At 70.5% G+C, this 22,749-nt stretch carries 21 protein-coding genes and 1 pseudogene; 9 read left to right on the top strand and 13 right to left on the bottom strand.

Going from position 1 to position 22,749, the window contains the following annotated elements:
- Nucleotides 1-135: 135 nt before the first annotated feature.
- The gene (locus tag ACZ58V_RS04610; protein WP_471288326.1) at nt 136-1,449 is read right to left on the bottom strand and encodes a D-alanyl-D-alanine carboxypeptidase family protein; all 1,314 of its coding nucleotides are present in this window, start codon (nt 1,447-1,449) and stop codon (nt 136-138) included.
- Nucleotides 1,450-1,540: 91 nt separating this feature from the next.
- Between ACZ58V_RS04610 and ACZ58V_RS04605 the strand changes: the two genes are divergently transcribed.
- The 3 genes from ACZ58V_RS04605 (at nt 1,541) to ACZ58V_RS04595 (ending at nt 5,165) form a co-directional block, all read left to right on the top strand.
- A complete protein-coding gene (locus ACZ58V_RS04605; protein WP_184591218.1) occupies nt 1,541-1,780 on the top strand; it encodes an SCO4848 family membrane protein in 240 nt (79 codons plus the stop codon).
- A 23-nt stretch (nt 1,781-1,803) separates the two neighbouring features.
- Nucleotides 1,804-3,408, top strand: coding sequence for a metallophosphoesterase (locus tag ACZ58V_RS04600; RefSeq protein WP_468187264.1), 1,605 nt, complete (start codon nt 1,804-1,806; stop codon nt 3,406-3,408).
- A gap of 215 nt (nt 3,409-3,623) precedes the next feature.
- On the top strand, nt 3,624-5,165 hold the full coding sequence (locus ACZ58V_RS04595; protein ID WP_471288324.1) for an ABC transporter substrate-binding protein: 1,542 nt from the start codon (nt 3,624-3,626) through the stop codon (nt 5,163-5,165).
- 16 nt (nt 5,166-5,181) lie between these two features.
- On the opposite strand, the gene ACZ58V_RS04590 is transcribed toward ACZ58V_RS04595, so the two are convergent.
- The 3 genes from ACZ58V_RS04590 to ACZ58V_RS04580 are packed head-to-tail and all read right to left on the bottom strand — an operon-like array spanning nt 5,182 to nt 6,872.
- Nucleotides 5,182-5,925, bottom strand: a complete 744-nt coding sequence (locus ACZ58V_RS04590) for a TetR/AcrR family transcriptional regulator (protein WP_471288321.1) — start codon at nt 5,923-5,925, stop codon at nt 5,182-5,184.
- 32 nt (nt 5,926-5,957) lie between these two features.
- Nucleotides 5,958-6,452: a thiol-disulfide oxidoreductase DCC family protein gene (locus ACZ58V_RS04585; protein WP_471288318.1), complete on the bottom strand. Its 495-nt coding sequence runs from the start codon at nt 6,450-6,452 to the stop codon at nt 5,958-5,960.
- 12 nt (nt 6,453-6,464) lie between these two features.
- The gene (locus ACZ58V_RS04580) at nt 6,465-6,872 is read right to left on the bottom strand and encodes a hypothetical protein (RefSeq protein ID WP_184591204.1); all 408 of its coding nucleotides are present in this window, start codon (nt 6,870-6,872) and stop codon (nt 6,465-6,467) included.
- A 188-nt stretch (nt 6,873-7,060) separates the two neighbouring features.
- Here ACZ58V_RS04580 and ACZ58V_RS04575 point away from each other — a divergent pair, with 188 nt between their 5' ends.
- Complete coding sequence (locus ACZ58V_RS04575) at nt 7,061-7,501, top strand: recombinase family protein (protein ID WP_471288316.1); 441 nt, start codon at nt 7,061-7,063, stop codon at nt 7,499-7,501.
- 99 nt (nt 7,502-7,600) lie between these two features.
- On the opposite strand, the gene ACZ58V_RS04570 is transcribed toward ACZ58V_RS04575, so the two are convergent.
- Genes ACZ58V_RS04570 through ACZ58V_RS04560 form a run of 3 tightly spaced genes read right to left on the bottom strand, consistent with a single transcriptional unit; the run spans nt 7,601 to nt 10,940 of the window.
- The gene (locus ACZ58V_RS04570) at nt 7,601-8,437 is read right to left on the bottom strand and encodes an ABC transporter permease (protein ID WP_471288314.1); all 837 of its coding nucleotides are present in this window, start codon (nt 8,435-8,437) and stop codon (nt 7,601-7,603) included.
- Nucleotides 8,434-9,996, bottom strand: coding sequence for a DUF1349 domain-containing protein (locus tag ACZ58V_RS04565; RefSeq protein ID WP_471288311.1), 1,563 nt, complete (start codon nt 9,994-9,996; stop codon nt 8,434-8,436). The genes ACZ58V_RS04570 and ACZ58V_RS04565 overlap by 4 nt, the downstream gene beginning before the upstream one ends.
- Complete coding sequence (locus tag ACZ58V_RS04560) at nt 9,993-10,940, bottom strand: ABC transporter ATP-binding protein (protein WP_471288308.1); 948 nt, start codon at nt 10,938-10,940, stop codon at nt 9,993-9,995. Before ACZ58V_RS04560 ends, ACZ58V_RS04565 begins: the two co-directional genes overlap by 4 nt.
- A 125-nt stretch (nt 10,941-11,065) precedes the next feature.
- Between ACZ58V_RS04560 and ACZ58V_RS04555 the strand changes: the two genes are divergently transcribed.
- From ACZ58V_RS04555 to ACZ58V_RS04545, 3 genes are all read left to right on the top strand, one after another.
- Entirely contained in the window at nt 11,066-12,319 is a 1,254-nt protein-coding gene (locus tag ACZ58V_RS04555; RefSeq protein ID WP_471288306.1) for a sensor histidine kinase, read from the top strand.
- Nucleotides 12,316-12,993: a response regulator transcription factor gene (locus ACZ58V_RS04550; RefSeq protein WP_468187282.1), complete on the top strand. Its 678-nt coding sequence runs from the start codon at nt 12,316-12,318 to the stop codon at nt 12,991-12,993. Before ACZ58V_RS04555 ends, ACZ58V_RS04550 begins: the two co-directional genes overlap by 4 nt.
- Before the next feature lie 549 nt (nt 12,994-13,542).
- Complete coding sequence (locus tag ACZ58V_RS04545) at nt 13,543-14,256, top strand: tectonin domain-containing protein (protein ID WP_468187284.1); 714 nt, start codon at nt 13,543-13,545, stop codon at nt 14,254-14,256.
- 178 nt (nt 14,257-14,434) lie between these two features.
- On the opposite strand, the pseudogene ACZ58V_RS04540 reads toward ACZ58V_RS04545, so the two are convergent.
- From ACZ58V_RS04540 to ACZ58V_RS04515, 6 genes and pseudogenes are all read right to left on the bottom strand, one after another.
- Nucleotides 14,435-15,894 (bottom strand): annotated as a pseudogene (locus ACZ58V_RS04540) (DUF4158 domain-containing protein); the annotation flags it as partial.
- A 219-nt stretch (nt 15,895-16,113) separates the two neighbouring features.
- Nucleotides 16,114-16,893 carry a succinate dehydrogenase iron-sulfur subunit gene (locus ACZ58V_RS04535; RefSeq protein ID WP_391099195.1) on the bottom strand — a complete coding sequence of 260 codons (780 nt, stop codon included), beginning with the start codon at nt 16,891-16,893 and terminating at the stop codon, nt 16,114-16,116.
- On the bottom strand, nt 16,893-18,647 hold the full coding sequence (gene sdhA, locus ACZ58V_RS04530) for a succinate dehydrogenase flavoprotein subunit (protein ID WP_468187287.1): 1,755 nt from the start codon (nt 18,645-18,647) through the stop codon (nt 16,893-16,895). The genes ACZ58V_RS04535 and sdhA overlap by 1 nt, the downstream gene beginning before the upstream one ends.
- Before the next feature lie 19 nt (nt 18,648-18,666).
- The gene (locus ACZ58V_RS04525; protein WP_033311431.1) at nt 18,667-19,149 is read right to left on the bottom strand and encodes a succinate dehydrogenase hydrophobic membrane anchor subunit; all 483 of its coding nucleotides are present in this window, start codon (nt 19,147-19,149) and stop codon (nt 18,667-18,669) included.
- Nucleotides 19,150-19,154: 5 nt separating this feature from the next.
- Nucleotides 19,155-19,535, bottom strand: coding sequence for a succinate dehydrogenase, cytochrome b556 subunit (gene sdhC, locus ACZ58V_RS04520; protein WP_356437225.1), 381 nt, complete (start codon nt 19,533-19,535; stop codon nt 19,155-19,157).
- A 221-nt stretch (nt 19,536-19,756) separates the two neighbouring features.
- Nucleotides 19,757-20,230, bottom strand: a complete 474-nt coding sequence (locus tag ACZ58V_RS04515) for a 2-oxo-4-hydroxy-4-carboxy-5-ureidoimidazoline decarboxylase (protein ID WP_471288301.1) — start codon at nt 20,228-20,230, stop codon at nt 19,757-19,759.
- Nucleotides 20,231-20,520: 290 nt separating this feature from the next.
- Here ACZ58V_RS04515 and ACZ58V_RS04510 point away from each other — a divergent pair, with 290 nt between their 5' ends.
- Together ACZ58V_RS04510 and ACZ58V_RS04505 are read left to right on the top strand one after the other, a co-directional pair.
- Nucleotides 20,521-22,116 (top strand): beta-N-acetylhexosaminidase, encoded by a 1,596-nt coding sequence (locus ACZ58V_RS04510; protein ID WP_468187291.1) that lies wholly within the window; start codon nt 20,521-20,523, stop codon nt 22,114-22,116.
- 96 nt (nt 22,117-22,212) lie between these two features.
- Complete coding sequence (locus ACZ58V_RS04505; protein ID WP_468187293.1) at nt 22,213-22,719, top strand: hypothetical protein; 507 nt, start codon at nt 22,213-22,215, stop codon at nt 22,717-22,719.
- Nucleotides 22,720-22,749 lie beyond the last annotated feature (30 nt).

Raw genomic sequence — 22,749 nt, 5'->3', positions numbered from 1 at the left:
GTCGTCGCCCTGGCGGGTCGGGTGGCGCGTCAGGTCCGGCCGGTGGCGGGCGGCGTTGATCCGGACGGTGCCGCCCGTGAGCGGTGCCAGCGCCCCCTGGCGATGGCTGAGCAAGGGGGCGCTGGCTCCCGGGTGTCAGCTGTCGTCGCTCGGGCGGGTCCGGCGGCGTACCAGGTCCGGCAGGGGCCAGCGGCGGTTGACCAGGAAGGCGCCGGCCGCGAGGAGTACCAGCACGCCGCCGGTGATGCCGAGCGCGGTTCCGATGCCGCTGGAGCCGTCCGCGGCGGAGGCGCTGGCCACCGGCTTCGAGCCGGTTCCGGCCCCGCCGCCGTCGCCTGAGCCACCGGCCTCGCCCGAGGGGTTCGCGCCGGGCCGGTCATTGCCCTGCGCGGCGCTCTTCGGCGGCACCAGCTCACCGACCGGCTGCACCTTCCCGGCCGCCTTGAATCCCCAGTCGAACAGCCGGGCGGTCTCCTTGTAGACCTCGTTGTGCTCGGGCTTCTCCGGGTTCATCACCGTCACCAGCAGCACCTTGCCGTTCCGCTCGGCGACCCCGGTGAAGGTGGCACCCGCGTTGGTGGTGTTGCCGTTCTTCACGCCCGCGATGCCCTGGTAGACGGGCACGTCCGAGTCACCGCTCAGCAGCCGGTTGGTGTTGCGGATCTCGAAGGACTTGCGGACGGACTTCCCCTTCTTGTCCTTCTTCGTCTCGCCGGGGAACTTCGCGCTGACCGTCGAGCTGTACTCCCGGAAGTCCTTCTTCTGCAGCCCCGAGCGGGCGATCAGCGTCAGGTCGTACGCCGACGAGACCTGTCCCTCGGCGTCGTAGCCGTCCGGGCTGACGACATGCGTGTCGAGGGCCTGGAGCTCCTCGGCGTGCGCGTTCATCTCCTTGACGGTGTTCTCGACGCCCTTGTTCATCGCGGACAGCACATGCACCGCGTCGTTGCCGGACTGCAGGAAGACACCGAGCCACAGATCGTGGACGGTGTACGTCTCCTCCTCCTTTATCCCGACCATGCTGGACCCCGCGCCGATACCCGCCAGGTCGGAGGGGATGACCTTGTGCTCGGTCGTACTCGGGAACTTAGGCAGCAGCGTGTCCGCGAACAGCATCTTCAGCGTGCTCGCCGGGGCCAGCCGCCAGTGCGCGTTGTGCGCGGCGAGGACGTCACCGGTCTCGGCGTCCGAGACGATCCAGGAGCGGGCGCTCAGGTCCTTCGGCAGCACCGGCACACCGCTCGCCAGGTTCACCTGCGTCCCCGGCTGCCCGAGCCGGGCGCCGCCCACGGTCGACATCGAGGCCGGGGGAGTGGCCGAGGGGCTCGCCGACGGACTGCCCGAGGGCTTCGGGGCCGCGACGGCGACGGGCGCGGCCAGGGCGAGGGAGGACAGGACGGCGGCGGTGACCAGCAGGGATCGCCTGGCGGTCTTCTTCGGTGCGGGCACGGTCGGAAACGTACATGCCGTACGCAGGGAAGTCCCGCTTCCACCCCCACCCCGGGAACGGAACAGGACACGCTCTGGCGATACTGGACTCATGAAGCTCAGCCGCCCCGTCTCCTGGTTCCTGCTCGCCTTCGGGGTGTGGAGCTGGGTCATCTGGATCACTTTCGTCAAAAACCTTGTCAAGGACGGCAGCGGGCTCGCCTTCGACGACGGTCATCCCACGGCGTACTTCTGGGTGCACCTGTTGCTCGCCGTCGTGTCCTTCGTATTGGGGACGGTCGTCGGGGCCATCGGGTTGCGTGGTCTGCGCGCACTGCGCCGGACGTCATAACGGCAATCGGGAGACACAACACCGTGGCCATCGTCTTCGTACTCGTCGCCCTGCTGGTCCTGGCCGTCATCGTGACGGCCAACTGGTACGTGTGGCGCCGCCTGTTCCGCGACACGACCCGCGGCCCGGGCCTCACCCGCCGCGCGGGCGCGGTCCTGATCGCCGGCGGCTGGATCCTGGCGATCGCGGCCCTGGTCGCCGAACGCTCCGGCGCCCCCTTCTGGCTCCAGCAGACCCTCGCCTGGCCGGGCTTCCTGTGGCTGGCCCTGTCGATATACCTGCTGCTGGCGGTCGTGGCGGGCGAGGTCGTACGCCCCCTGCTGCGGCGGTACCTGGAACGCCGGGACAGGGCGAGGACCGAGCCCGCAACGGGACCGGCGGCGTCGACCGCGGACCAGGCACACACCACGGCGCCCCTGGACACCGGCGAGGGCCCGTACGCCCCTGCCACACCGGGCGCAGCGACTGATGGCGGGACGGCGGCCGACCCGAAGGCGGGTGTCGGCGCCGCAGCGCCGGGTGTGGCGGCGGCAGCCGCAGCGCAGGCCGGCCTCTGCGGCGGAGCGGCTGACGCCGGGACGGCAGTCGACCCGCAGGCCGGCGTCGGCGCCTCCGCGCCGGGTGCGGCACCGGCTTCCCCTGCGGCAGCCGCCGCACAGGCCCGCCCCCGCGCCGGAGCTACCGGCTCCGCCACTCAGCCCCACCCTCTGACGGCCCCCACCCCCGACGACGCCCCAGAAGCCACCCCGCAGCCGCTCACCCTCACCACCGACACCACACCCCCTGCCCCCACCCCCACCGGCCCCTCCCGCCGCCTCTTCGTCTCGCGAGTCGTCGCCGGGGCCGCCGCGGCCGCTGCCGTCGGGACAGTCGGGTACGGCACGTACGGCGTGCTGCGGGGGCCGAAGGTCAAGCGGGTCACCGTTCCCCTGGCCAAGCTGCCGCGCGCGGCGCACGGCTTCCGGATCGCGGTGGTCAGTGACGTCCACCTCGGCCCGGTCCTGGGCCGCGGCTTCGCGCAGACGGTCGTCGACACGATCAACGCGACCCAGCCCGACCTGATCGCGGTCGTCGGCGACCTGGTCGACGGCAGCGTCAAGGACCTCGGCCCCGCGGCCGCCCCGCTGGCCCAGCTGAGGGCCCGTCACGGGTCCTACTTCGTCACCGGCAACCACGAGTACTTCTCCGGCGCCGAACAGTGGGTCGAGGAAGTCCGGCGCCTGGGCCTCAACCCCCTGGAGAACGCCCGCAGGGAGCTCCCGTACTTCGACCTGGCCGGAGTCAACGACATCGCGGGCGAGGAGGAGGGCCAGGGCCCCGACTTCGCCCGGGCACTCGGCGACCGGGACACCGCACGCGCCTGCGTACTGCTCGCCCACCAGCCCGTCCAGATCCACGACGCCGTCGAGCACGGCGTCGACCTCCAGCTCTCCGGCCACACCCACGGCGGCCAGCTCTGGCCCGGCAACCTCATCGCCTCCGCCGCCAACCCGACCCTCGCGGGCCTGGAGCGCTACGGCGACACCCAGCTCTACGTCTCGCGCGGCGCGGGCGCCTGGGGCCCGCCCACCCGGGTCGGCGCACCGTCGGACATCACGCTGATCGAGCTGGCGTCGAAGCAGGCCTGACCGAGCAGCCCCTGTGCGTCCCCCTGCGCATCACCCTGTGAGACCGCTGTGAAACCGGACCGATCCACCCATCGGTAAGTTCTTTCCCAACTCGGCAGATCTCCCTTCCCCGAGGTCAAAAACCTGTGATTGGGTGAGGCCGCCACGAAGGGGTGTGGCACCGGCACAAGGGCCCAAAGGGCCTGGGGAGGGCAAGGCCGATGCGATCGGTTCGCATGCGGATACTCGCGGGGCTGCTCGTGCTGGCCGCCGTGGGCGTGGGCGCCTGGCAGTTCCTGCCGTCGAAGAGCGACGGCCAGACCATCACGGTGGGCACGACGGACGCCGTCACCTCACTCGACCCGGCCGGTGCCTACGACGCCGGCTCCTGGGCGCTGTTCAGCAACGTCTTCCAGTCACTGCTCACCTTCACGCCGGGCGGCACCGCACCCGTACCGGACGCGGCGAAGAGCTGCGCGTTCACCGGCGGCGACCTGACGACGTACCGCTGCGACCTGCGCTCCGGCCTCACCTTCCCGAGCGGCCGGACGATGACCGCCGAGGACGTGAAGTACTCCTTCGACCGGATCCTGAGGATCAAGTCGCCCGTCGGCCCGGCGCCCCTGCTCGACACCCTCGCTTCCGTGAGCGCCGACCGGCTGACCGTCACCTTCCACCTGTCCTCGCCCGACGCGACCTTCCCGTTCAAGGTGGCCACCGGCGCCGGCTCCATCGTCGACCACACCGCGTACCCGGCCGCCGGCCTGCGCACCGACAACGGTGTCGACGGCACCGGCCCGTACACCCTCACCTCCTACACGAAGAACGACAAGGCGGTCCTCACGCCCGACACCGGCTACCGGGGCGCCGTCAAGGGCGGCGCGGACCGCCCCGTCGCGCTGCGCTACTACGACAGCCCCGACGCCCTCGACACCGCCTGGAAGGACAGGCAGGTCGAGGTCGCGACCCGCCAGCTGCCTCCCCAGGTCCTCGCCGACCTGAACCCGAGCGACCCCGCGCAGCGCGTCTTCGAGGCGGACGGCTCCGAGACCCGCAACCTGTACTTCAACACCCGCGCGGGCAAGCCCCTGCACAACCCCAAGGTCCGCCAGGCCATGGCGTGGCTGATCGACCGCGAACGGCTGGCCGCCACCGTCTACGACGGCACCGTCGACCCCCTGTACTCCCTGATCCCGGCGGGCATCACCGGCCACACCGCCTCGTTCTTCGACGACTACCCCGAGCAGGACGCGAAGAAGGCACGGCAGTTGCTCACCAAGGCCGGTGTCACCCTGCCGGTCCGCATCACCTACGGCTACGCCAAGGGCCGCGGCGCCGGGGCACAGGAGGGCGCCGAGATCAAACGGGAGCTGGAGGCGAGCGGACTCTTCAAGGTCACTCTCCAGGGCTACGAGTGGACCGCCTTCCAGAAGCGGTGGGCGGACGGCAAGCTCGACGCGTACGCCGTCGGCTGGGTCGCCGACTTCCCCGACCCGGACACCTTCGGCGCCGCGCTCGTCGGCACCGGCAGCGCCATGAACACCGGCTACAGCAGCAAGACCGTGGACCGGCTCATCAAGGACAGCCAGCGCTACGCCGACCGCGGCGAGGCCGACCGGGACTTCCGCGAGGTGCAGCAGACCGTCGCGCAGGACGTGCCGGTGCTCCCGCTGTGGCAGGCGAAGGAGTACGTCGTCACCACCGAGGACATCGGCGGCGGCCAGTACCTCTCGGACGGCACGGGCGTCTTCCGTCTCTGGAGCCTCACAGGGCTGTGAGGTGCCCTGCGCGGCTCTACGACTCGGTGCGGCGCGCCGCCGGGTCCGGGATCGCCCGCGTCATCCCCGGCAGGAAGTCCGTGAACAGCTCGTGCACCTCCCGCACCAGGGGCCGCAGCACCCGGAAGCGGGCCAGGGCGACGCCGCGCGCGGTGAGCCGGGCACCGCGCTCGGCGAGCCGGTAGCTGCGCTCCCGCCCCTCCGTACGGTCGAAGATCCAGTACAGGACGAGCCCCATCTGGGACAGCCACATCAACTCGGGCAGGATGTCCCGCAGCTCCTCGGGCACCTTCGTCTTCTTCGCCCCGGCCAGCACCTCCCGGTGGACGTTGATGGCCTCCACGCGCGCGTGCTCCGACTCGGGGGAGAAGGGGCTGAGCGGGCTGTCCGGGTCGGCGGCGTTCTTGAAGAACTGCACCGCGAACTCGTGGTAGGGCGCGGCGATGTCCAGCCAGGTCCGCAGGACACCCGCGAGCCGTGCCTCCAGGTCGGCCTCCCGGTCCAGGATCTCCCGGACCGCCACCTGGTGCTCGGCGGCGATCCGGTCGTAGAAGCCCTGGATCAGGTGCTCCTTGCCCGCGAAGTAGTAGTACGCGTTGCCGACGGAGACCCCGGCCTCCTTGGCGATGGCCCGCATCGTCGTCTTGTCGTAGCCGCGCTCCTGGAACAGCCGCATGGCCGTCTCCAGGATCAGGGCGCGGGTCTGCTCGGACTTCGTGGGGGTGGCGCCGTCGTCGGGGCCGTCGTTCTTCGCGGACACGGGAAGAGAGCCTAACGTCAGCACCGGTGCGGCTACCGAGGGGCGCAGGTGCCGTCGGCGCAGCCCGGCGCGCTGTAGGTCCAGCCGGTGTCCGGCGCGTACGCCCACCCGTCCGCGCGCCGGTACACCCGGCCGCCCCACTGCGCCCCGCCCCGCGGCCCCTGGTGCCACTGCGCCCCGCGCCACTTGGCGGCGGCGAGCACCGCACCCTTGGCCAGCCGGGCACCCGACGGGGTGCTCAGCCGGTGGGCGAGCGGCCGTTGCTCGCGCAGCGCCCACAGGGTGACGATCCAGGCGGCGGGCCCCCGGTAGACCTGCCCGGCGTCGCCGACGACGGTGATCTCGTCGAGGGTGGCGCCGTGATCGAGTCCGGGAAAGCGCCGCCGGGCCTCCTCGGAGGCGGCCGGGACCAGCTCCAGCGGCACCAGCTGGGGCTGCCGCAGGAGCCAGTCGCGCACGAACGCGCACAGGGAGCACTCGGCGTCGTACAGGACGGTGAGCCGGCGGACCGGCGCGGTGGCGTTCACCCGGGCCTCCGCTCAGGCCCGGGCCGACGGGGCCGCCCAGCCCTGCGGCGGCACGGGCGGCACCTGCTCCCGCTCCATCACACCCCGCCGCCGGATCCGGTTCAGCACATAGACGTTGGCCAGGTGCATCACACCGAGCACCAGCAGCACCACACCGAGCTTGGTCGACAGCGCCTCGAAGACGCCGCGCGTGTCGGTGATGGTCTCGTCGCCGCTCAGATACAGCGCGACGAACCCGAGGTTGACGAGATAGAAGCCGACCACCAGAAGGTGGTTGACGGCATCGGCGAGCTTCTCGTTGCCGTGCAGCACGTCGGCGAGGAAGACCTTCCCGTTCCGGCTGAGCGTCCGGGCCACCCAGATGGTCAACGCGACGCTGACCAGCAGGTAGATGACGTAGGCGATGACCGTGCGGTCCATTGCCCCACCCTTCTTGAACACGTTCAAAACGTTGTCGAGGGAGACTGTAGACCTATTTTTGAACGTGTTCAACACGTGGTCGCTGTGAATGTCCGTAGTCGCGTGCACGGATGAGCTGGGGATTCGCCGCCGAGTGCAGGGAAGTGTGAATTCCCAGACAGCCCGAAGTCGTCTGCACTACGGTCGACTTGGCCGAGCGCCCCGGCCTGGCCGACCAGCTCGCCTACGCCCGCCCCGGGGACACCATCGTGGTGCACACCCTGGACCGGCTCGGCCGCAACCTGCGCGAAGTCCTCAACCTCGTCCACGATTTGAACGAGAAGCAGATCGGGGTGCGTTCACTGGCCGTCCCGCTGCCGATCAACACCGGCAACGAGGGCATGGGCCGTATCGCCTTCCTGCTACTGGCCCTGTTCGCCGAGATGGAGCGGACCTTCACCGCGGAGCGGGCCGCCCACGCCCGCGCCGTGGCCGAAGCGGCAGGCCGCCGCATCGGCCGGCCCGTGGCCCACCCAGCCGACAAGATCGAGTACGCGCGTCTGCTCCAAGGCCAAGGCGCCGGCTACGGGGAGATCAGCGTCAAGACCGGCATCCCCAAGACCTCCCTGCACCGCTACCTGAAGAGGTAGCAGTGCAGGGAGCCGGGGTGGCCGTCGCATAGCTGTTATCGGTCCGTTCCCAGAGTCGTTGGGTCCGAAGCCACCGCGCTCGCGGTCGGCTCGATTCGGCTACGCGTCGCGCCTGTGCAGCAGCAGGTTGCCGACCAGCAGCGCGGCCGCGGCCCACGTGGCGAGCACGCCCAGGCCGGCCCATGGGCCGATGGGCAGCTCGTGCAGATGGACGGTGGCTTGGATCGCGAGCCCGGCGGTCATGGGCGAGATCTGCTGGAGGTGGCGTTGCCACTCCGGGTCGTTGACCACCCGGGTGACGACCGGGAAGAGGTAGAGCAGCCCGAGCACGATCCCGATGGCGCTCGCCGCCTCCCGTACCGCGGTCGCCACGCCGAGGCCGAGCAGGGCGATCAGGACGAGGTAGAGAACCGAGCCCACGGCCGCGCGCAGGGTCGGGCCGTCGGCCAGGGAGAGCGGGGCATAGCCGTGCGCCTCGGTGAATCCGTTGCCGGGCAGGATGTAGCGGCCGACGAGGAGGGAGACCAGGACGGCAGCCGTCCCGGAGGCCAGGACGACCGTGGTGAGGACCGTTGCCTTGGCGGTAAGGACGGTGATCCGGTTCGGCACTGCCATGAGCGTGGTGCGGATCATCCCGGTGCCGTACTCGCCGCTGACGGCCAGCACCGCGAAGACGGCGATGACCGCCTGCCCGACGGTGACGCCGGTCAGGGCGAGCTTGACGGCGTCCTGGCCGCACCCTGAGTCCGGGCACTTCACGGCCTTGGCGGTGCCGCAGCCGACGGCCACGGTCAGCGCGACGGCGAGCAGGAGCAACCTGCCCATTCCCCCTGCGGTGCGCAGCTTCGTCCACTCCGCGCGCAGGGCGCGGCCGAAGTCCCCTCGCCACGCGTCGTCCGCCGTGCTCGTGAGTCGTGCACCGCTCAGGAGACTCATACGTCCCTCCCGCGCAGCCGCACCACGGCCAGACCGAAGGCGAGCGCGGCGTATCCGCACAGCACGGCGAGGCCGGCCCATGGCGCCAGCGGGTAGTAGCCGGTCGACGGCTCGTACACGCTGAGCACCTGCGTGTACCGCGGCAGGGTCTGCTGGATGGCGAAGCCCGCAGCCGGGGTCACCCGCAGCAGCCACTCCGAGACGCCCGGGGGCAGTACGCCGGAGGTGGCAAGCAGGAAGGGCAGCACGATCGACGCGATGACCAGGGCGACAGCCGTGGCGCTGCGCCGCAGCAGGGCACCGACGCCGAGAGCGAGCACGGCGGCGGCCGCGCAGAGCAGGCCGGTGCCGACCATGACGCGCGCTTCGGTCGCCGACGTGACGGGGAAGACATGGAAGCCCCTGCCGCGCGCGCTGCGTTCCCCGACGGGAATGGTGATCGCGGCGGCGACCAGGCCGATGGCGAACGCGACGCCCCCGGCCACCAGCGCCTTGGCACCAAGCACCCGGCCCCGCAGGGGAGTTGCCGCCATGGTCGTACGCAGCAGACCGCGCCGACACTCGCCGGTGATGAACACCGTGCCCACGGCGATCACCACGATCAGTCCGGCGAAGGTGCCGACGAGGAAGTTCTCGACGGAGAAGCCGACGCCCATGACGGGCCCGCCGACGACCGGTGCGATGTCACCGGCCCCGGTCACGGTGAACCCGCCGCCGTCGGTCTGGGTGAAGCCGCCCTTGGTGGTGTTCGTGTAGCTGCCGGAGGTGCCCGCGTCGCCGCCCACCTGTGTGCCGCTCCACGCGCTCTGGGACCAGCCACCGGTGAGGCCGGGACGGCCGAAGGTGCCGGTGGCCACGGCGGGGCTGAAGCCCGTGCCCGCCGCGGTGTCCTGCTTCGCCTCCGGTGACGTGGCGAAGAGCCCGGCCTGCACGGTACGCGCAAGCCCAGGCAGCTTCGCATGGCCGACCTTGGTCCAGTGGGAGCCGTCGGTGGAGGTGTATCCGGTGAGACTGTCACCGGAGCGGACCAGGCGCAGCCAGCGCGGGGACTCCTGGGAGACCTTGCCGGAAGGGCCCGCCGTGTCGTGCGTGTAGTCGTACTGCATGCGCACGCCGTGGCCGCCGGTGGCCATGACCGCCGCGTACGGGGATCCCTGGGTGAGGCTTTCCTTCACGATGATCCCGGCCTTCGCCCAGGGCTGGGCGCCCTGGGCCGTCTTGCCGGTCCCGGTGTCGGCCACACCGGTCAGGGACCGCAGGGGAACGGTGAGGGCGCCGTCGCCGGTGAGCGTCCTGTGGACGAAGCAGAAGCTGTCATTGACGGCCTCGCCGCCGGGGCCCTTCGGATACGAGGCGGAGTCGGCGCCCCGACCGCCGGGGGCGGGGGCGGCCGTTCCGAGCAGGCCGACCACGATCGTCACCAGGAGCGCCCCCGCCATGGCCAGGACCCAGCCGCGTACCGTACGGAACTTCGTCCACTCGGCGTGCAGCGTCCTGAGGAACCCGCTCGGCTCAGCGCGCCTCGTGGCCGGGGGGCGAGGGGTGAGGGTGGCTGTCATCGCGTGGCCTCCCCTGCCGGGATGCCCCGGTACTCCACCGCGTCCCGGGTGAGCTCCATGTACGCCTCTTCGAGCGTCGCCCGGTGCGCGGACACCTGGGAGAACGGCACCCCGTTCCGGGCAAGCAGGGCCACGATCTCCTCGTCGGACAGGCCCGTGACGCCGAGGGTGTCGGGGCCGGTGGCTCGAACGGTGGCACCCGCGCCGTGCAGGACCTGGGCGGCGCGCGGAGGCGCGGAGGTACGCAGGGTGACCCGGCCGCCGGACGCCTCGGCGAGCAGCTCGGACACGCTGGTGTCCGCGACGACCCGGCCGCGGCCGATCACCACGAGATGGTCCGCGGTGTCTTCGAGTTCGCTCATCAGGTGACTGGAGACCAGGATGGCGCGGCCCTGCCGGGCCAGCTCCGCCAGGAAGCCGCGCATCCACACGATGCCGTCGGGGTCGAGGCCGTTGAACGGCTCGTCCAGCATGACGACCGGCGGGTCACCGAGCAGCGCCGCCGCGATCCCCAGGCGCTGGCGCATGCCCAGCGAGAAGCCGCCGGCCTTTCGCCGGGCCGCCGTACCCAGGCCAACCTGATCGATGACCTCGTCCACCCGCCGGGCCGGCACGCCCTGTGAGTGGGCCAGCCACAGCAGGTGGTTACGAGCGGTCCGGCTCGGCTGCAGCGCGGAGGCGTCGAGCAGTGCCCCCAGATGCCGAAGCGGGCGACGCAGGGTGCGGTACGGCACCCCGTCAACCAGGGCCTTTCCCTCCTCAGCCGCGTCAAGGCCCAGGATCACGCGCATGGTGGTGGACTTGCCCGCGCCGTTCGGGCCGACGAAGCCGGTCACCCGTCCGGGCCGCACGGTGAACGTCATCCCGTCCAGAGCCAACTGTGGCCCGAAGCGTTTACGCAGACCGATGACCTCGATCGTCGCCTTCGTATTCTCCTCGCTCATGGGCACCACCCTGTGACGGAGCGAGTTACAGGGGCCGAACGGCCACTGTCATCTCGCTGTTAGGCGCCTCGGCTTAGCCTGGCCTGGTACATGTCCTGGTGCGGTGGCGAGAGGGGAGCATGCGGATGAAATGGGGTCCGCCCCGACGGCTCGCGGGCCTGACCGCCCGGCTCGGCCTGCGCCGTGGCACTGCCCGCACCCGCTTCACCGCCTTGTACGTGACTCTGTTCCTGCTGTCGGGAACGGCGCTGCTCGCCATCGCGGCCGTGGTGGCATCCGGAGGATCGAGGGACAGCCAGACCGCCCCCGACGGCGGCACCGATCAGCCCGCCACGGCGGCACAGGCCCAGGGCCGCATCGACGAGCTGGAGCAACAACTGGCCCAGGCGCACGACACCCAGTCCCGGCAGATCCTGATCGGATCCGCCATCGCCCTCGGCGTCATGGCGGTGATCTCGGTCGGCCTCGGCTGGTTCGTCGCCGGCCGGGTGCTGCGCCCGCTGCGCGTGATGACAGCGGCCACCCGCCGGATCACCGCCGACAGCCTGCACGAACGCCTGGCCATCGGCGGCCCCGGCGACGAGGTGAAGGACCTCGCCGACACCATCGACGACCTCCTCGGCCGCTTGGAGGGCTCCTTCGACGCCCAGCGCTTCTTCGTCGCCAACGCCTCCCACGAGCTGCGCACCCCACTCACCACGATGCGGGCCTCCCTGGATGTGGCCCTCGCCAAGCCGGGCCCGGTACCCGAGACCACGGCCACGCTGGCCGCCCGGATGCGCGCCGAACTCGACCAGGTGGACCGGCTGCTGGAGAGTTTCCTCGTCCTGGCTCGCACCCAGCACGGCGAGTTCACCGACTCGGCGCGCCTCGCCCTCGGCCAACTCGCGCTGACCGCCCTCACCGGACGGACAAAGGACATCGCGGCCAAGGGCCTGACCGTGCGTGAAAACCGGATCGACGACTCCGCGTGGGTGTGGGGCAGCCAGACGCTGCTGCGCCGCGTAGCCGACAACGTGGTCGACAACGCGATCACGCACAACGACCCCGGGGGCTGGATCACTGTCGCGGTACGGGCTGAAGGAGACGACGCAGGCGCAGTGTCCCTCGTCGTCGAGTCCAGCGGACCGGTCCTCGACCAGCGGCGGGTGGCGGACCTCGCGCAGCCCTTCCGCCGCCTTGGCGCCGACCGGACCGGCACCGGCCAGGGCAGCGGCCTCGGCCTCTCCATCGTCGCGGCCATCACTCAGGCCCACCACGGCACCCTGGACCTGCGCGCCCGCCCCGACGGCGGCCTGCGCGTCACCATCACCCTCCCCCGTACGGACGGCAGGGCGACGGCGAAGGCTCCCAGCACAGAGACCGGCGTGGCGCGTTGAGAGTCCTGGTGGTCGAGGACGCCCGCCCCCTCGCCGAAGTGATCGCCGAGGGACTGCGCGACCAGGGCATGGCCGTGGACGTGGCCCACGACGGGCTCGACGCCGCGGCCAAACTGGACGTCAACGCGTACGACGTCGTCGTGCTCGACCGCGACCTGCCAGGCATCCACGGCGACACCCTCTGCCAAATGATCACCGAGCGGGACGGCCGCGTGATGGTCCTGATGCTGACCGCCGCCGGCTCACCCGGCGACCGGGTCAGCGGCCTGACCCTGGGCGCCGACGACTACCTCGCCAAGCCCTTCCACTTTCCCGAACTCGTCCTGCGCATCCGCGCCCTGGCCCGCCGCCGCCCCGCCGCCCGGCCCCGCACCCTGAGCACGGCGGGCATCGAACTCGACCCGATGCGCCGCACCGCCGGCCGCGACGGCCACCAACTCGACCTCTCTGTCAAGGAATTCGCGGTACTCGAAGCCCTCCTGAACGCGAGCCCCGCCTTCCTCAGCACGGAGGACCTCCTCGAACAGGTCTGGGACGAACACGCCGACCCGTTCACCAACACCGTCACGGTGACCATCAGCCGCCTGCGCCGCAAACTCGGCGAGCCCCCGGTCATCGCCACCACACCCGGCGTGGGGTATCGGATCATCGACCCAGCCGTACCACCCGACTGAGCAGCCGGCAGGGGCCGGCGCCCCGCGAGCGGAGGCCGTGCTCAGTGCACCCGACTCCAGTCATCTGTGCAGCCGACTTCGGAGACTGACACCGATCGGGTGTGAGGTCCATCCTGGAAGTCCCTCAGAAGTGCCTCGCACAACATGCGGGTTTCGAGAGGCCTTTTGCGAACGGCGACCTGCGGAAACGTGATCACTGCGGGGCTCTCGCAGAACTCTCACAGATGAGCCGTTTGCGAGAGGCGTATCCGTCCGGGGCCTGCCGCTGCCGTCGCCGGATCGCTTTCTAGGCCCGCACACCCCCGGCTGGGCGTCCCGGCGGGATGCATGAGCCGGCAGACGTGTCGATCCCCCGAGGGTGGGACAGCTCTTCGAGCCGAAACGCTGTCGGCCGAGCTGTTCCCGTCCCCGAGCCTGCAAGGCGATTAGCCGTGAAACATCGGTTTACAGGCCGATTCAGTATTAAGACAAGCATTCACTAGCTCTGTCAGCTCGTCTTTGCACCCAGGATGGCCGGGTCAGCAACGGCTTGGAGAAGGGTGTTTCGGCATGGCGGATTGGGTGAAGGTCGCAGGGGCTCTCACGGCCATCTCGGCGGGGTCCAGGACGACGGTGTGGGGTGTGAACGCAGCCAGCGCGATCTACCGGTACACCAACTACGACGCCAACCCGTGGATCAACATCCCGGGAGGACTCAGCGACATCGGGGCGGCCTCCGACGGTACGACCTGGGGTGTCAACGGCGGCAACCAGATCTACCGGTACACCGGGGACACCGACGGCGCCAACCCCTGGAAGGGCATCTCCGGCAGCCTGGTCCGCATCGACGCGGGCTCGCGGACGAACGTGTGGGGCGTGGACTCCGCAGGCGGCATCTTCCGCTACACGAACCACGACGCCAACCCGTGGATCAAGATCCCCGGGGCCCTGAGTGACATCGGCGCGGGCGCCGACGGCACCGTGTGGGGCGTCAACGGCGGCAACCAGGTCTTCCGCTACACCGGGGACCAGGACAGTGCGAACCCCTGGACGAGCGTCAACGGCAGCCTCAAGCGCATCGCAGTCGGCTCCCGGACGAACGTGTGGGGCGTCGACCCCGCCGGCAGCATCTACCGGTACACCAACAACGACGCCAGCGGCGGCAACCCGTGGATCAAGATCCCCGGCACGGCCATCGACATCGCCGCTGGCACTGATGGCACCGTGTGGCACATCAACAGCGGCGCCGAGATCTACCGGTACACCGGCGACCAGCCGAGCTGATTGCTGCCCCGGCCCGGCACCCCACCCTGACAACGGTCCGGGCCCGGCGGGAGACGCCAAGGGGGCCTTTGCTCCTTGTCGTCCTCGTCGAGCCCGAGCCCGGCCGCGTCTGGGTCGCGCAGCGGGCGCAAGGCGCCGGCGGCCGGGGTGGAGGCGGTGAAGCTGTAGCGGCCGAGCAGTACGCGTCCCGGTCCACCGACCCCTGCGGCAGGTCGGCATTCGCGTACACCGCCTTGCGCCAGGCGGCCGGCACCAGCTTGTCGTCCACCTCGCGCGGCACCAGCGGCTTGTCCTTCACCCGCCGCCGCGCCAGCGCGGGCAGCCGCTTGACCCCGGCCAGCACCCGCGTGCCGCCGGTCGACGCCGCCAGCCCCTTCGACTCGCCCAGCAGCGCCAGAAACGGGCGCACCGTGTTGTAGCGGGTGGCCAGCGCCGCCCGCATCGCGACGTCGGCCGAGTCCTCGTCCTCGGGCACCAGCGACACCACCAGCGAGGCCGCGCCCATCACCGCCTGGCGGGGCGCGACCTCCTCGACCGCCGCCCACAGCGCCGCCGCGTCCAGGTCGGCGCCGTGCGTCTCCACCAGCTCCAGCTCCCCGAACAGCACCTTCGCCGCCCGCGCGAGCATCCGGAACGCCTTCTCCAGCTGCGGCAGCGTCGACAGGCGCTCCTTCTCCGTCGCCCGTTTCGCCGTGCTGATCAGCCGGGTCGCCATCAGGACCTGGAACAGGTCCAGGGCCTCGTCGATGGCCTTCGCCTCCACGTGGCGCATCACCGCGGTGAGCATCGCGGTGCGCTTGGGCTCCTCCGCCCGATCCAGGCTCGCCGCCTTCGAACCCAGCCCGTACCGGGCCAACGCGACCATACTGTTCGGCGGGACCTGCGACAGGCGCACCCGGCCCAGACCGAACGCGCCGATCTCATCGACCCGCTCCAGCGACCGCGCGAACGCCGTGCCCGTTGTCCGCGTCGGTGGCCGGCGCAGCCGCTCCAGCTCCGAGAACCGGGCGCCCTCCGGCGTCACCAGCATGGCCACCAGGTCCCCGGGCAGCGCCGCGTCCGCCCGGTGAGCGGCCCTGGCGACCGTGGCGTGCAGCCGCTTCTCCGCGACGCACGGACCTCCGACACCTTCCGGGCCAGCACCGACACCCCCGGCAGCAATACCCGGTGACGGCGCAGCCAGCCCACCGCCTGGTTGAACAGCGCCACCGGCCCCCCGGCATGCGTCCATGCCCGCCCGTGCAGGAACGTACGAAACTTTCGCCCCCACTCCGCATCGTCGTACTCGTGGTACTCGTACGCGTCCCGGATCCCCCACGCGTGCTCGTACGCCGTCGGCTTGCGGTCGGTGTACTGCTTCACGCACGAGACGTCCTCGATGCCGAGCTGTTCCCCGAGGTACTCCACCACCGCCCACGGAACGTCCAGCGGGTCGTCCGGGAGGAAGCGGCCGATGTAGCGCACGGTGCACATCTGGAGGGCGAACCCGAGCCGGCTGTGATCACCGCGCCGCTTCGCGATCAGCTTGCGGTCCTCGTCGTCGAGGAAGAGGAACCGCTCCAGCTCCGGCCGGGTTGGCTCCTCGTTGAACTTCCCGTACGAAACCGCCTGCTCGTCGGTCAAGAACTCCACTGGCATGGACCCGAAGCTATCGACGCCCGCAGCCACTCAACGATCTTCCACCGAACCCGGCGTCAGGCCGATCGGCTGTGCTAGAAGCTCATGATCACCGGTTTAGCGTTAACCGCTGTACCGGTGTGCCCCAAGGCCGGCCTCCTCCACCCGATGGTGTGGCATATGCCCGAGGGCCCCGTTCCCAGCGGAAACGGGGCCCTCGAAGGACTGCGGAACGCGATCTCAGAAGCGGCGCGTGATCAGCGCTCGCTTCACCTCCGCGATCGCCTTGGTGACCTCGATGCCGCGCGGGCAGGCGTCCGTGCAGTTGAAGGTCGTGCGGCAGCGCCAGACGCCGTCGCGGTCGTTGAGGACCTCCAGGCGCTGCTCTCCGGCCTCGTCGCGCGAGTCGAAGATGAAGCGGTGCGCGTTGACGATGGCCGCCGGGCCGAAGTACTGGCCGTCGTTCCAGAAGACCGGGCACGACGTGGTGCAGGCCGCGCAGAGGATGCACTTCGTGGTGTCGTCGAAGCGCTCTCGGTCCTCGGCCGACTGGAGGCGCTCACGCGTCGGCTCGTTCGTGTCCTTCGTGATGAGGAAGGGCATGACGTCGCGGTACGCCTGGAAGAACGGCTCCATGTCGACCACGAGGTCCTTCAGGACCGTGAGGCCCTTGATGGGCTCGACCGTGATCGGCTTCTCGGGGTTGATGTCCTTGATCAGCGTCTTGCACGCGAGGCGGTTCTTGCCGTTGATCCGCATGGCGTCGGAGCCGCAGATGCCGTGCGCGCAGGAGCGGCGGAACGTCAGCGTGCCGTCGACGTCCCACTTGATCTTGTGGAGGCCGTCGAGCACGCGCTCCTTGGGGTCGATCTCCAGCTGGAAGTCTTCCCAGGTCGCCTCGGCCGAGACCTCCGGGTTGAAGCGGCGGACCCGGAAGGTGACGGTGATGTAGGGGGAGTCGGCGAAGCCGGGCTCGGGCTGGCCGGCCGCTTCCGCCTTGTCCACAACAGGGGTAGCCATCAGTACTTACGCTCCATCGGCTGGTAGCGGGTCTGGACGACCGGCTTGTAGTCGAGACGGACGGTTTCGGAACCGTCGGCGCCGACCTCGCGGTACGCCATGGTGTGCCGCATGAAGTTGACGTCGTCGCGGTTCGGGTAGTCCTCGCGGTAGTGACCGCCGCGGGACTCCTTGCGGGCGAGCGCGGAGACCGCCATGACCTCGGCGAGGTCGAGCAGGTTGCCCAGCTCGATGGCCTCCAGCAGGTCCGTGTTGAACCGCTTGCCCTTGTCCTGGATCGACACGTTCTTGAACCGCTCGCGCAGCTCCGCGATCTTCTCGACCGCCGTCTTGATCGTCTGCTCGGTGCGGAACACCATGACGTTGGCGTCCATGGTGTCCTGCAGTTCGCGGCGGATCGCCGTCACACGCTCGGTGCCGGTGGAGTCGCGCAGGCGCTCCACCTGCTCGATCACGAGCTCCGCCGGGTTCTCCGGCAGCTCGACGAACTCCGCCGTCTGCGCGTACTCCGCGGCGGCGATGCCCGCGCGCTTGCCGAACACGTTGATGTCCAGCAGCGAGTTGGTGCCGAGGCGGTTGGCGCCGTGCACGGACACACAGGCGACCTCGCCGGCCGCGTACAGGCCCGGGACGACGGTGGTGTTGTCCGCCAGGACCTCACCCTCGACGTTCGTCGGGATGCCGCCCATGACGTAGTGCGCCGTGGGCTGGATCGGGATCGGGTCCGTGTAGGGCTCGATGCCGAGGTAGGTGCGGGCGAACTCCGTGATGTCCGGGAGCTTCGCGTCCAGCTGCTCCGGCGGGAGGTGCGTCAGGTCCAGGTAGACGTGGTCGCCCTCGGGGCCGCAGCCGCGGCCTTCCCGGATCTCCGTGTAGATGGAGCGGGAGACGACGTCACGGGACGCGAGGTCCTTCATGACCGGCGCGTACTTCTCCATGAAGCGCTCGCCGTCCTTGTTGCGGAGGATGCCGCCCTCACCACGGGCGCCCTCCGTCAGCAGGATGCCCATGCGCCAGATGCCGGTCGGGTGGAACTGGAAGAACTCCATGTCCTCCAGCGGCAGACCCCGGCGGTAGACCGCGGCCTGGCCGTCGCCCGTCAGCGTGTGCGCGTTGGACGTCACCTTGAAGAACTTGCCGCAGCCGCCGGACGCGTAGACCACGGACTTCGCCTGGAAGACGTGGATCTCGCCGGTGGCGAGCTCGTACGCCACCACACCGGCCGACCTCTTGACGCCGTCGACCTCGGTGATCAGCTGGTCCAGGACGTAGAACTCGTTGTAGAACTCCACGCCCTCCTTGACGCAGTTCTGGTACAGCGTCTGGAGGATCATGTGGCCGGTGCGGTCGGCCGCGTAGCAGGAGCGGCGGACCGGGGCCTCGCCGTGGTTACGGCTGTGACCGCCGAAGCGGCGCTGGTCGATGGTGCCGTTCGGCGTGCGGTTGAACGGCAGGCCCATCTTCTCCAGGTCGAGGACGGAGTCGATGGCCTCCTTCGCCAGGATCTCGGCGGCGTCCTGGTCGACCAGGTAGTCACCGCCCTTGACCGTGTCGAAGGTGTGCCACTCCCAGTTGTCCTCCTCCACGTTGGCCAGCGCGGCGGCCATGCCGCCCTGCGCGGCGCCCGTGTGGGAGCGGGTGGGGTACAGCTTGGTCAGGACCGCGGTGCGGCTGCGCTTCGTCGACTCGATGGCGGCGCGCATGCCCGCGCCACCGGCGCCGACGATGACGGTGTCGTACTTGTGGATCTTCATGATTCTCGCAGCCCCGTGCCTAGCGGATGTTCGGGTCGAAGGTGAAGATCACCAGCGTGCCCAGCAGGATGGTGAACACCGTGGCGGTGTAGAGCAGGCCCTTGAGCCACAGCCGGGTGTTCGCGCGCTCCGCGTAGTCGTTGATGACCGTGCGCAGGCCGTTGGCGCCGTGCAGCATCGCGAGCCACAGCATCAGCAGGTCCCAGACCTGCCAGAAGGGGCTCGCCCAGCGGCCCGCCACGAAGGCGAAGCCGATCTTCGACACGCCGCCGTCCAGCACGAGCTGGATCAGCAGGTGGCCGAGGACCAGCACGACCAGCACCACGCCGGACAGGCGCATGAACAGCCAGGCGGCCAGCTCGAAGTTGCCCCGCGTGGACTTCGGGGTCTTCTTGGTGCGCTGGCGCGGGGCCTCGATGAAGGGGGCCGGGTTGTCGACGGTGTAGACGGCGCCGCCCTCGACGGGGCCGACGCCGGCGGCGGTCTTCTCAGACGTGGACATTGGCGTCAGCTCCCGAAGAGTTCACGAGCGGCGTGGCCGAGGACGGGGTAGATCGCCCCGAGCATCAGCACGACCCACAGGGCGACGACGGTCCAGAGCATCTGCTTCTGGTACCGGGCGCCCTTGGTCCAGAAATCGACGGCGATGACACGCAGGCCGTTGAGCGCGTGGAAGAGGATGGCGGCGACGAGGCCGTACTCCAGCAGCGCGACGATCGGCGTCTTGTACGTGGCCACGACGGTGTCGTAGGCCTCAGGGGACACGCGGACGAGAGCGGTGTCCAGCACGTGAACGAACAGGAAGAAGAAGATGAGGACGCCGGTGACTCGATGAGCCACCCAGGACCACATTCCTTCCCGGCCGCGGTACAGCGTTCCAGCCGGCACGGAAGTTTCCTCCGGGAGCGGGGATTGGGGCCGCGCCGGCTTGGTGTGTCGGTCGGGCCCGGCCGGGTACGGTCCACCGGCCCCCAGCATCGTAGCGATGCGCTGCCGCTGGGCTGCGCCGGGGTCCCGGGGTGTGATCAAACTGGCATGCAAAGAGGTACAGGTGGGCTAGCGCGGGCCAGGGCGGTGGGGGGTTACCTGGGGCTGCCGGGTGCGGGTCGTCAGTGGTTGCTCGCGCAGTTCCCCGCGCCCCTGAGGGTGCTGACCAACCGCTCCGTTGCCAGGCGCCGGAGTTCGTCGGCCACCACCGCCCGCTCCTCTTCGGGATCGTTGGTCAATCGTGACCGGATGGCCTCCAGGAGGTGGTCCAGGACCTCGTCCTGGGTCAGGCCGTCCAGGCAGATGACGAACGCATGGCCGAAGCGGGCCTCGTAGGCGGCGTAGGCCGCGCTGAGGGCCGTGTGGGCCGCGGCGTAGGTGTCCGGGGGGAGCGCGGGCAGGGGCTCGGCAGTCAGGGCTTCCGTGAGGTCGCCCCAGGCCAGGTCGTACGCCGCCTCGTCGGCGGCGGCGAGCAGGGAGGCCAGGTCCGGATAGGGGCGGTGTTCCGCGACACGCCGGGACCAGCGGTGGCTGCGCAAACAGGTGAGGAGCGTCTGCTCCAGCTCCTGCGCGGAGGCTGCGTTGAAGTGCTCCACCGGTATGGCGGCTCGGCCGGGGAGGTCTGGGAGACGGTGCGCGGGCAGCGTGGGTCCTTGTGGGCGTCACGTGTGTCGGCAGGGCAAGGTGTGAGAGATGTGACGTCACGCTATCGAGTGCGACCGAGACGTGTCCGACGGATGCCCGAATTTCACCCGGGGGAGAGAGTTTCGGAACGTGCGGTGGACGCGCGCCGTGCGCCATGGGGTTTTAGGTTGGCCGTGTGAGTCAGCACAGGCGCCGGGATACGGCGAAGCAGGTGAAACAGCGGCCAGTGTTGGTCGTGGCCATGGCCGTCGCACTGGTCATGGTCGCGGCCGGGGTGAGTCTGGGGCTCTGGGCGGCCTCGGACGGCGACGGCGGGTCCACAGGCGCGGAGGCCAGACCCTCCGAGGGCCGGACCGCTGCCGCCCCGCGGGGCACCTCGCCGGAGAGCAGCCCCAGTCCGAGCCGCTCGTACGCCCTGTCCAAGGCGCCGCGGACGATACCCGCCGTGCGCGACCACGAGGCGGCGCGCGGCCCGGGCTGGCAGCCCGAGAGCGGCAACCGCGTGGTCGTGGACGACGCGGCGCTGGCCGACGAGGGGCGGCTGGTCGCCGGCGAGCTGGGGCTGACGTACGCGGGCGAGAAGGACGACCGGCGCGCCGGGGACCTGCGGCTGGCGCTGGGCGGCGACAAGAAGGCGAACCCGGAGTCGTACGTCATGACCGTGCGCGACGGGCGCGCGGAGATAACCGGGCCCGCCGACGCGGGCGTCTTCTACGGCACTCGCACGCTCAAGCAGGAGACCCGCGACGGCGGGACGGCGCCCGAGGGCGTGGTGCGGGACGAGCCGGCCAAGCCGCAGCGCGGGTTCATGCTGGACATCGCGCGCAAGAACTTCACGGCCGGCTGGATCGAGGACCGGGTCCGGGAGCTGGGCGACCTGAAGTTCAACCAGCTGGGCCTGCACTTCTCCGACGACCAGGGGTTCCGGATCGAGTCCGACACGCAGCCGGAGATCGTGTCCCAGCCGCATCTGACCAAGGCGCAGGTGCGGAAGATCATCGACCTCGCGGAGAGCCGGCACATCACCGTCGTGCCCGAGATCGACTCGCCCGGGCACCTGGGCGCGGTCCTTCGCGCCCACCCCGACCTCCAGCTGCGCACCGCGCAGGGGTCGGCGGTGCAGGGCGCCATCGACATCTCCAAGCCCGAGAGCGCCGAGATCGTCGACGAGCTGCTGAACGAGTACGCGGAGCTCTTCCCCGGCAAGCCCTGGCACCTCGGGGCCGACGAGTACCAGGCGCTGGTCCGCTCCGACCCGGAGGCGGCGTTCCCGCAGCTGGCCGCCGCGGCGCGGGAGAAGTACGGCTCCGGCGCCACGGTCGCCGACCTCACCACGGGCTGGCTCAACGACCGGGCCGCCACCGTCCGCGAGCACGACCGCACCCCGCGCGCGTGGAACGACGGCTTCTTCCGCGGCACGTCCGTCGAGCCCGACAAGGACATCCAGGTCGCCTACTGGACCGGCAAGGAGATCGGCGCCCGGGAGCCCCTGGAGTACCTGGAGGCGGGCCGGCAGGTGATCAACTACAACGACGAGTACCTGTACTACGTGCTCGGCGAGCCGCAGACCTTCGTCTATCCGACGGGGCAGCGGATCTACGAGCAGTGGACGCCTCGGGTGCTGCGCGGCACCACGGCCGTGCCGGAGCGCTACGACGGGCAGATACTCGGCGGGAACCTCGCCGTCTGGTGCGACCTGGCCGACTCGCAGACGCAGGACCAGGTGGCGGCGGGGATCCGGATGCCGCTGCGGGCGACGGTCCAGAAGCTGTGGGACCCGGACAGGCCCGAGCTGTCCTGGGCGGAGTTCCGGGCGCTGGCGGACAGGCTCGGCTGACTCCCCACGTATTGGCCCATACGGCTGCGAACTCCCGTACGACTGTGGTGGTCTTCTGACGGGAGTCGGATCGAATATGCCGGGGGGAACCGGAACATGGGCTACTGGGGTTACTTCGTCGTGGGCAGAGCGGAGCAGCCGCTGGCGGAGCTGGCCGCGCTGCCGGGGGCCGAGGGCGGTATGACACCGCACAGCTCGGCGCCGGGCGGCTGGCAGTTGTGGGAGTACCCGAGCGGCGACGGCGACGTCGGGAGCATGAACGACCTGGCCCGGGAGACCGGGGCGCCCTCGCTGTTCGGGTACGTCATGAACAGCGAGTGCGTGGTGCTGGAGGCCGCGGCGCCGGAGAGCGGGGCGTGGACGACGTGCCTCGCGCCGACCGCGATGGCCGGCTACTTAGGCGCGGACCGGGAGGGCCTCACGCTGGAGGACTACTTCCTGGAACCCCGCGACGCCGCCGAGCGCGCGGTGCGCTGGGCCGCCGAGGCCGGACACGAAGTGAACGCCGACGCGCTGGTGGACGTACTGACTGCAGACCCCGATCCTCTGGCCGAAAACCTCTTCTTCCGCTTCCTCGACCGACTGGGCGTGGTGCCCCTGTGACACTCCGGGGCTGTTGCGCGCAGTAAGGGG

Source organism: Streptomyces sp. NPDC040589, from assembly GCF_055594445.1.
This window is presented reverse-complemented; position numbering and strand designations above follow the sequence as displayed.

Excerpts from the sequence above, each read along its gene's own strand:
- ACZ58V_RS04535 (WP_391099195.1), bottom strand. The coding sequence starts at position 16,893 with ATGGCTACCCCTGTTGTGGACAAGGCGGAAGCGGCCGGCCAGCCCGAG.
- sdhA (WP_468187287.1), bottom strand. The coding sequence starts at position 18,647 with ATGAAGATCCACAAGTACGACACCGTCATCGTCGGCGCCGGTGGCGCG.
- ACZ58V_RS04560 (WP_471288308.1), bottom strand. The coding sequence starts at position 10,940 with ATGAGCGAGGAGAATACGAAGGCGACGATCGAGGTCATCGGTCTGCGT.
- ACZ58V_RS04555 (WP_471288306.1), top strand. The coding sequence starts at position 11,066 with ATGAAATGGGGTCCGCCCCGACGGCTCGCGGGCCTGACCGCCCGGCTC.
- ACZ58V_RS04510 (WP_468187291.1), top strand. The coding sequence starts at position 20,521 with ATGGCCGTCGCACTGGTCATGGTCGCGGCCGGGGTGAGTCTGGGGCTC.
- ACZ58V_RS04505 (WP_468187293.1), top strand. The coding sequence starts at position 22,213 with ATGGGCTACTGGGGTTACTTCGTCGTGGGCAGAGCGGAGCAGCCGCTG.
- ACZ58V_RS04525 (WP_033311431.1), bottom strand. The coding sequence starts at position 19,149 with ATGTCCACGTCTGAGAAGACCGCCGCCGGCGTCGGCCCCGTCGAGGGC.
- ACZ58V_RS04595 (WP_471288324.1), top strand. The coding sequence starts at position 3,624 with ATGCGGATACTCGCGGGGCTGCTCGTGCTGGCCGCCGTGGGCGTGGGC.
- ACZ58V_RS04570 (WP_471288314.1), bottom strand. The coding sequence starts at position 8,437 with ATGAGTCTCCTGAGCGGTGCACGACTCACGAGCACGGCGGACGACGCG.
- ACZ58V_RS04545 (WP_468187284.1), top strand. The coding sequence starts at position 13,543 with ATGGCGGATTGGGTGAAGGTCGCAGGGGCTCTCACGGCCATCTCGGCG.
- ACZ58V_RS04580 (WP_184591204.1), bottom strand. The coding sequence starts at position 6,872 with ATGGACCGCACGGTCATCGCCTACGTCATCTACCTGCTGGTCAGCGTC.
- ACZ58V_RS04605 (WP_184591218.1), top strand. The coding sequence starts at position 1,541 with ATGAAGCTCAGCCGCCCCGTCTCCTGGTTCCTGCTCGCCTTCGGGGTG.
- ACZ58V_RS04565 (WP_471288311.1), bottom strand. The coding sequence starts at position 9,996 with ATGACAGCCACCCTCACCCCTCGCCCCCCGGCCACGAGGCGCGCTGAG.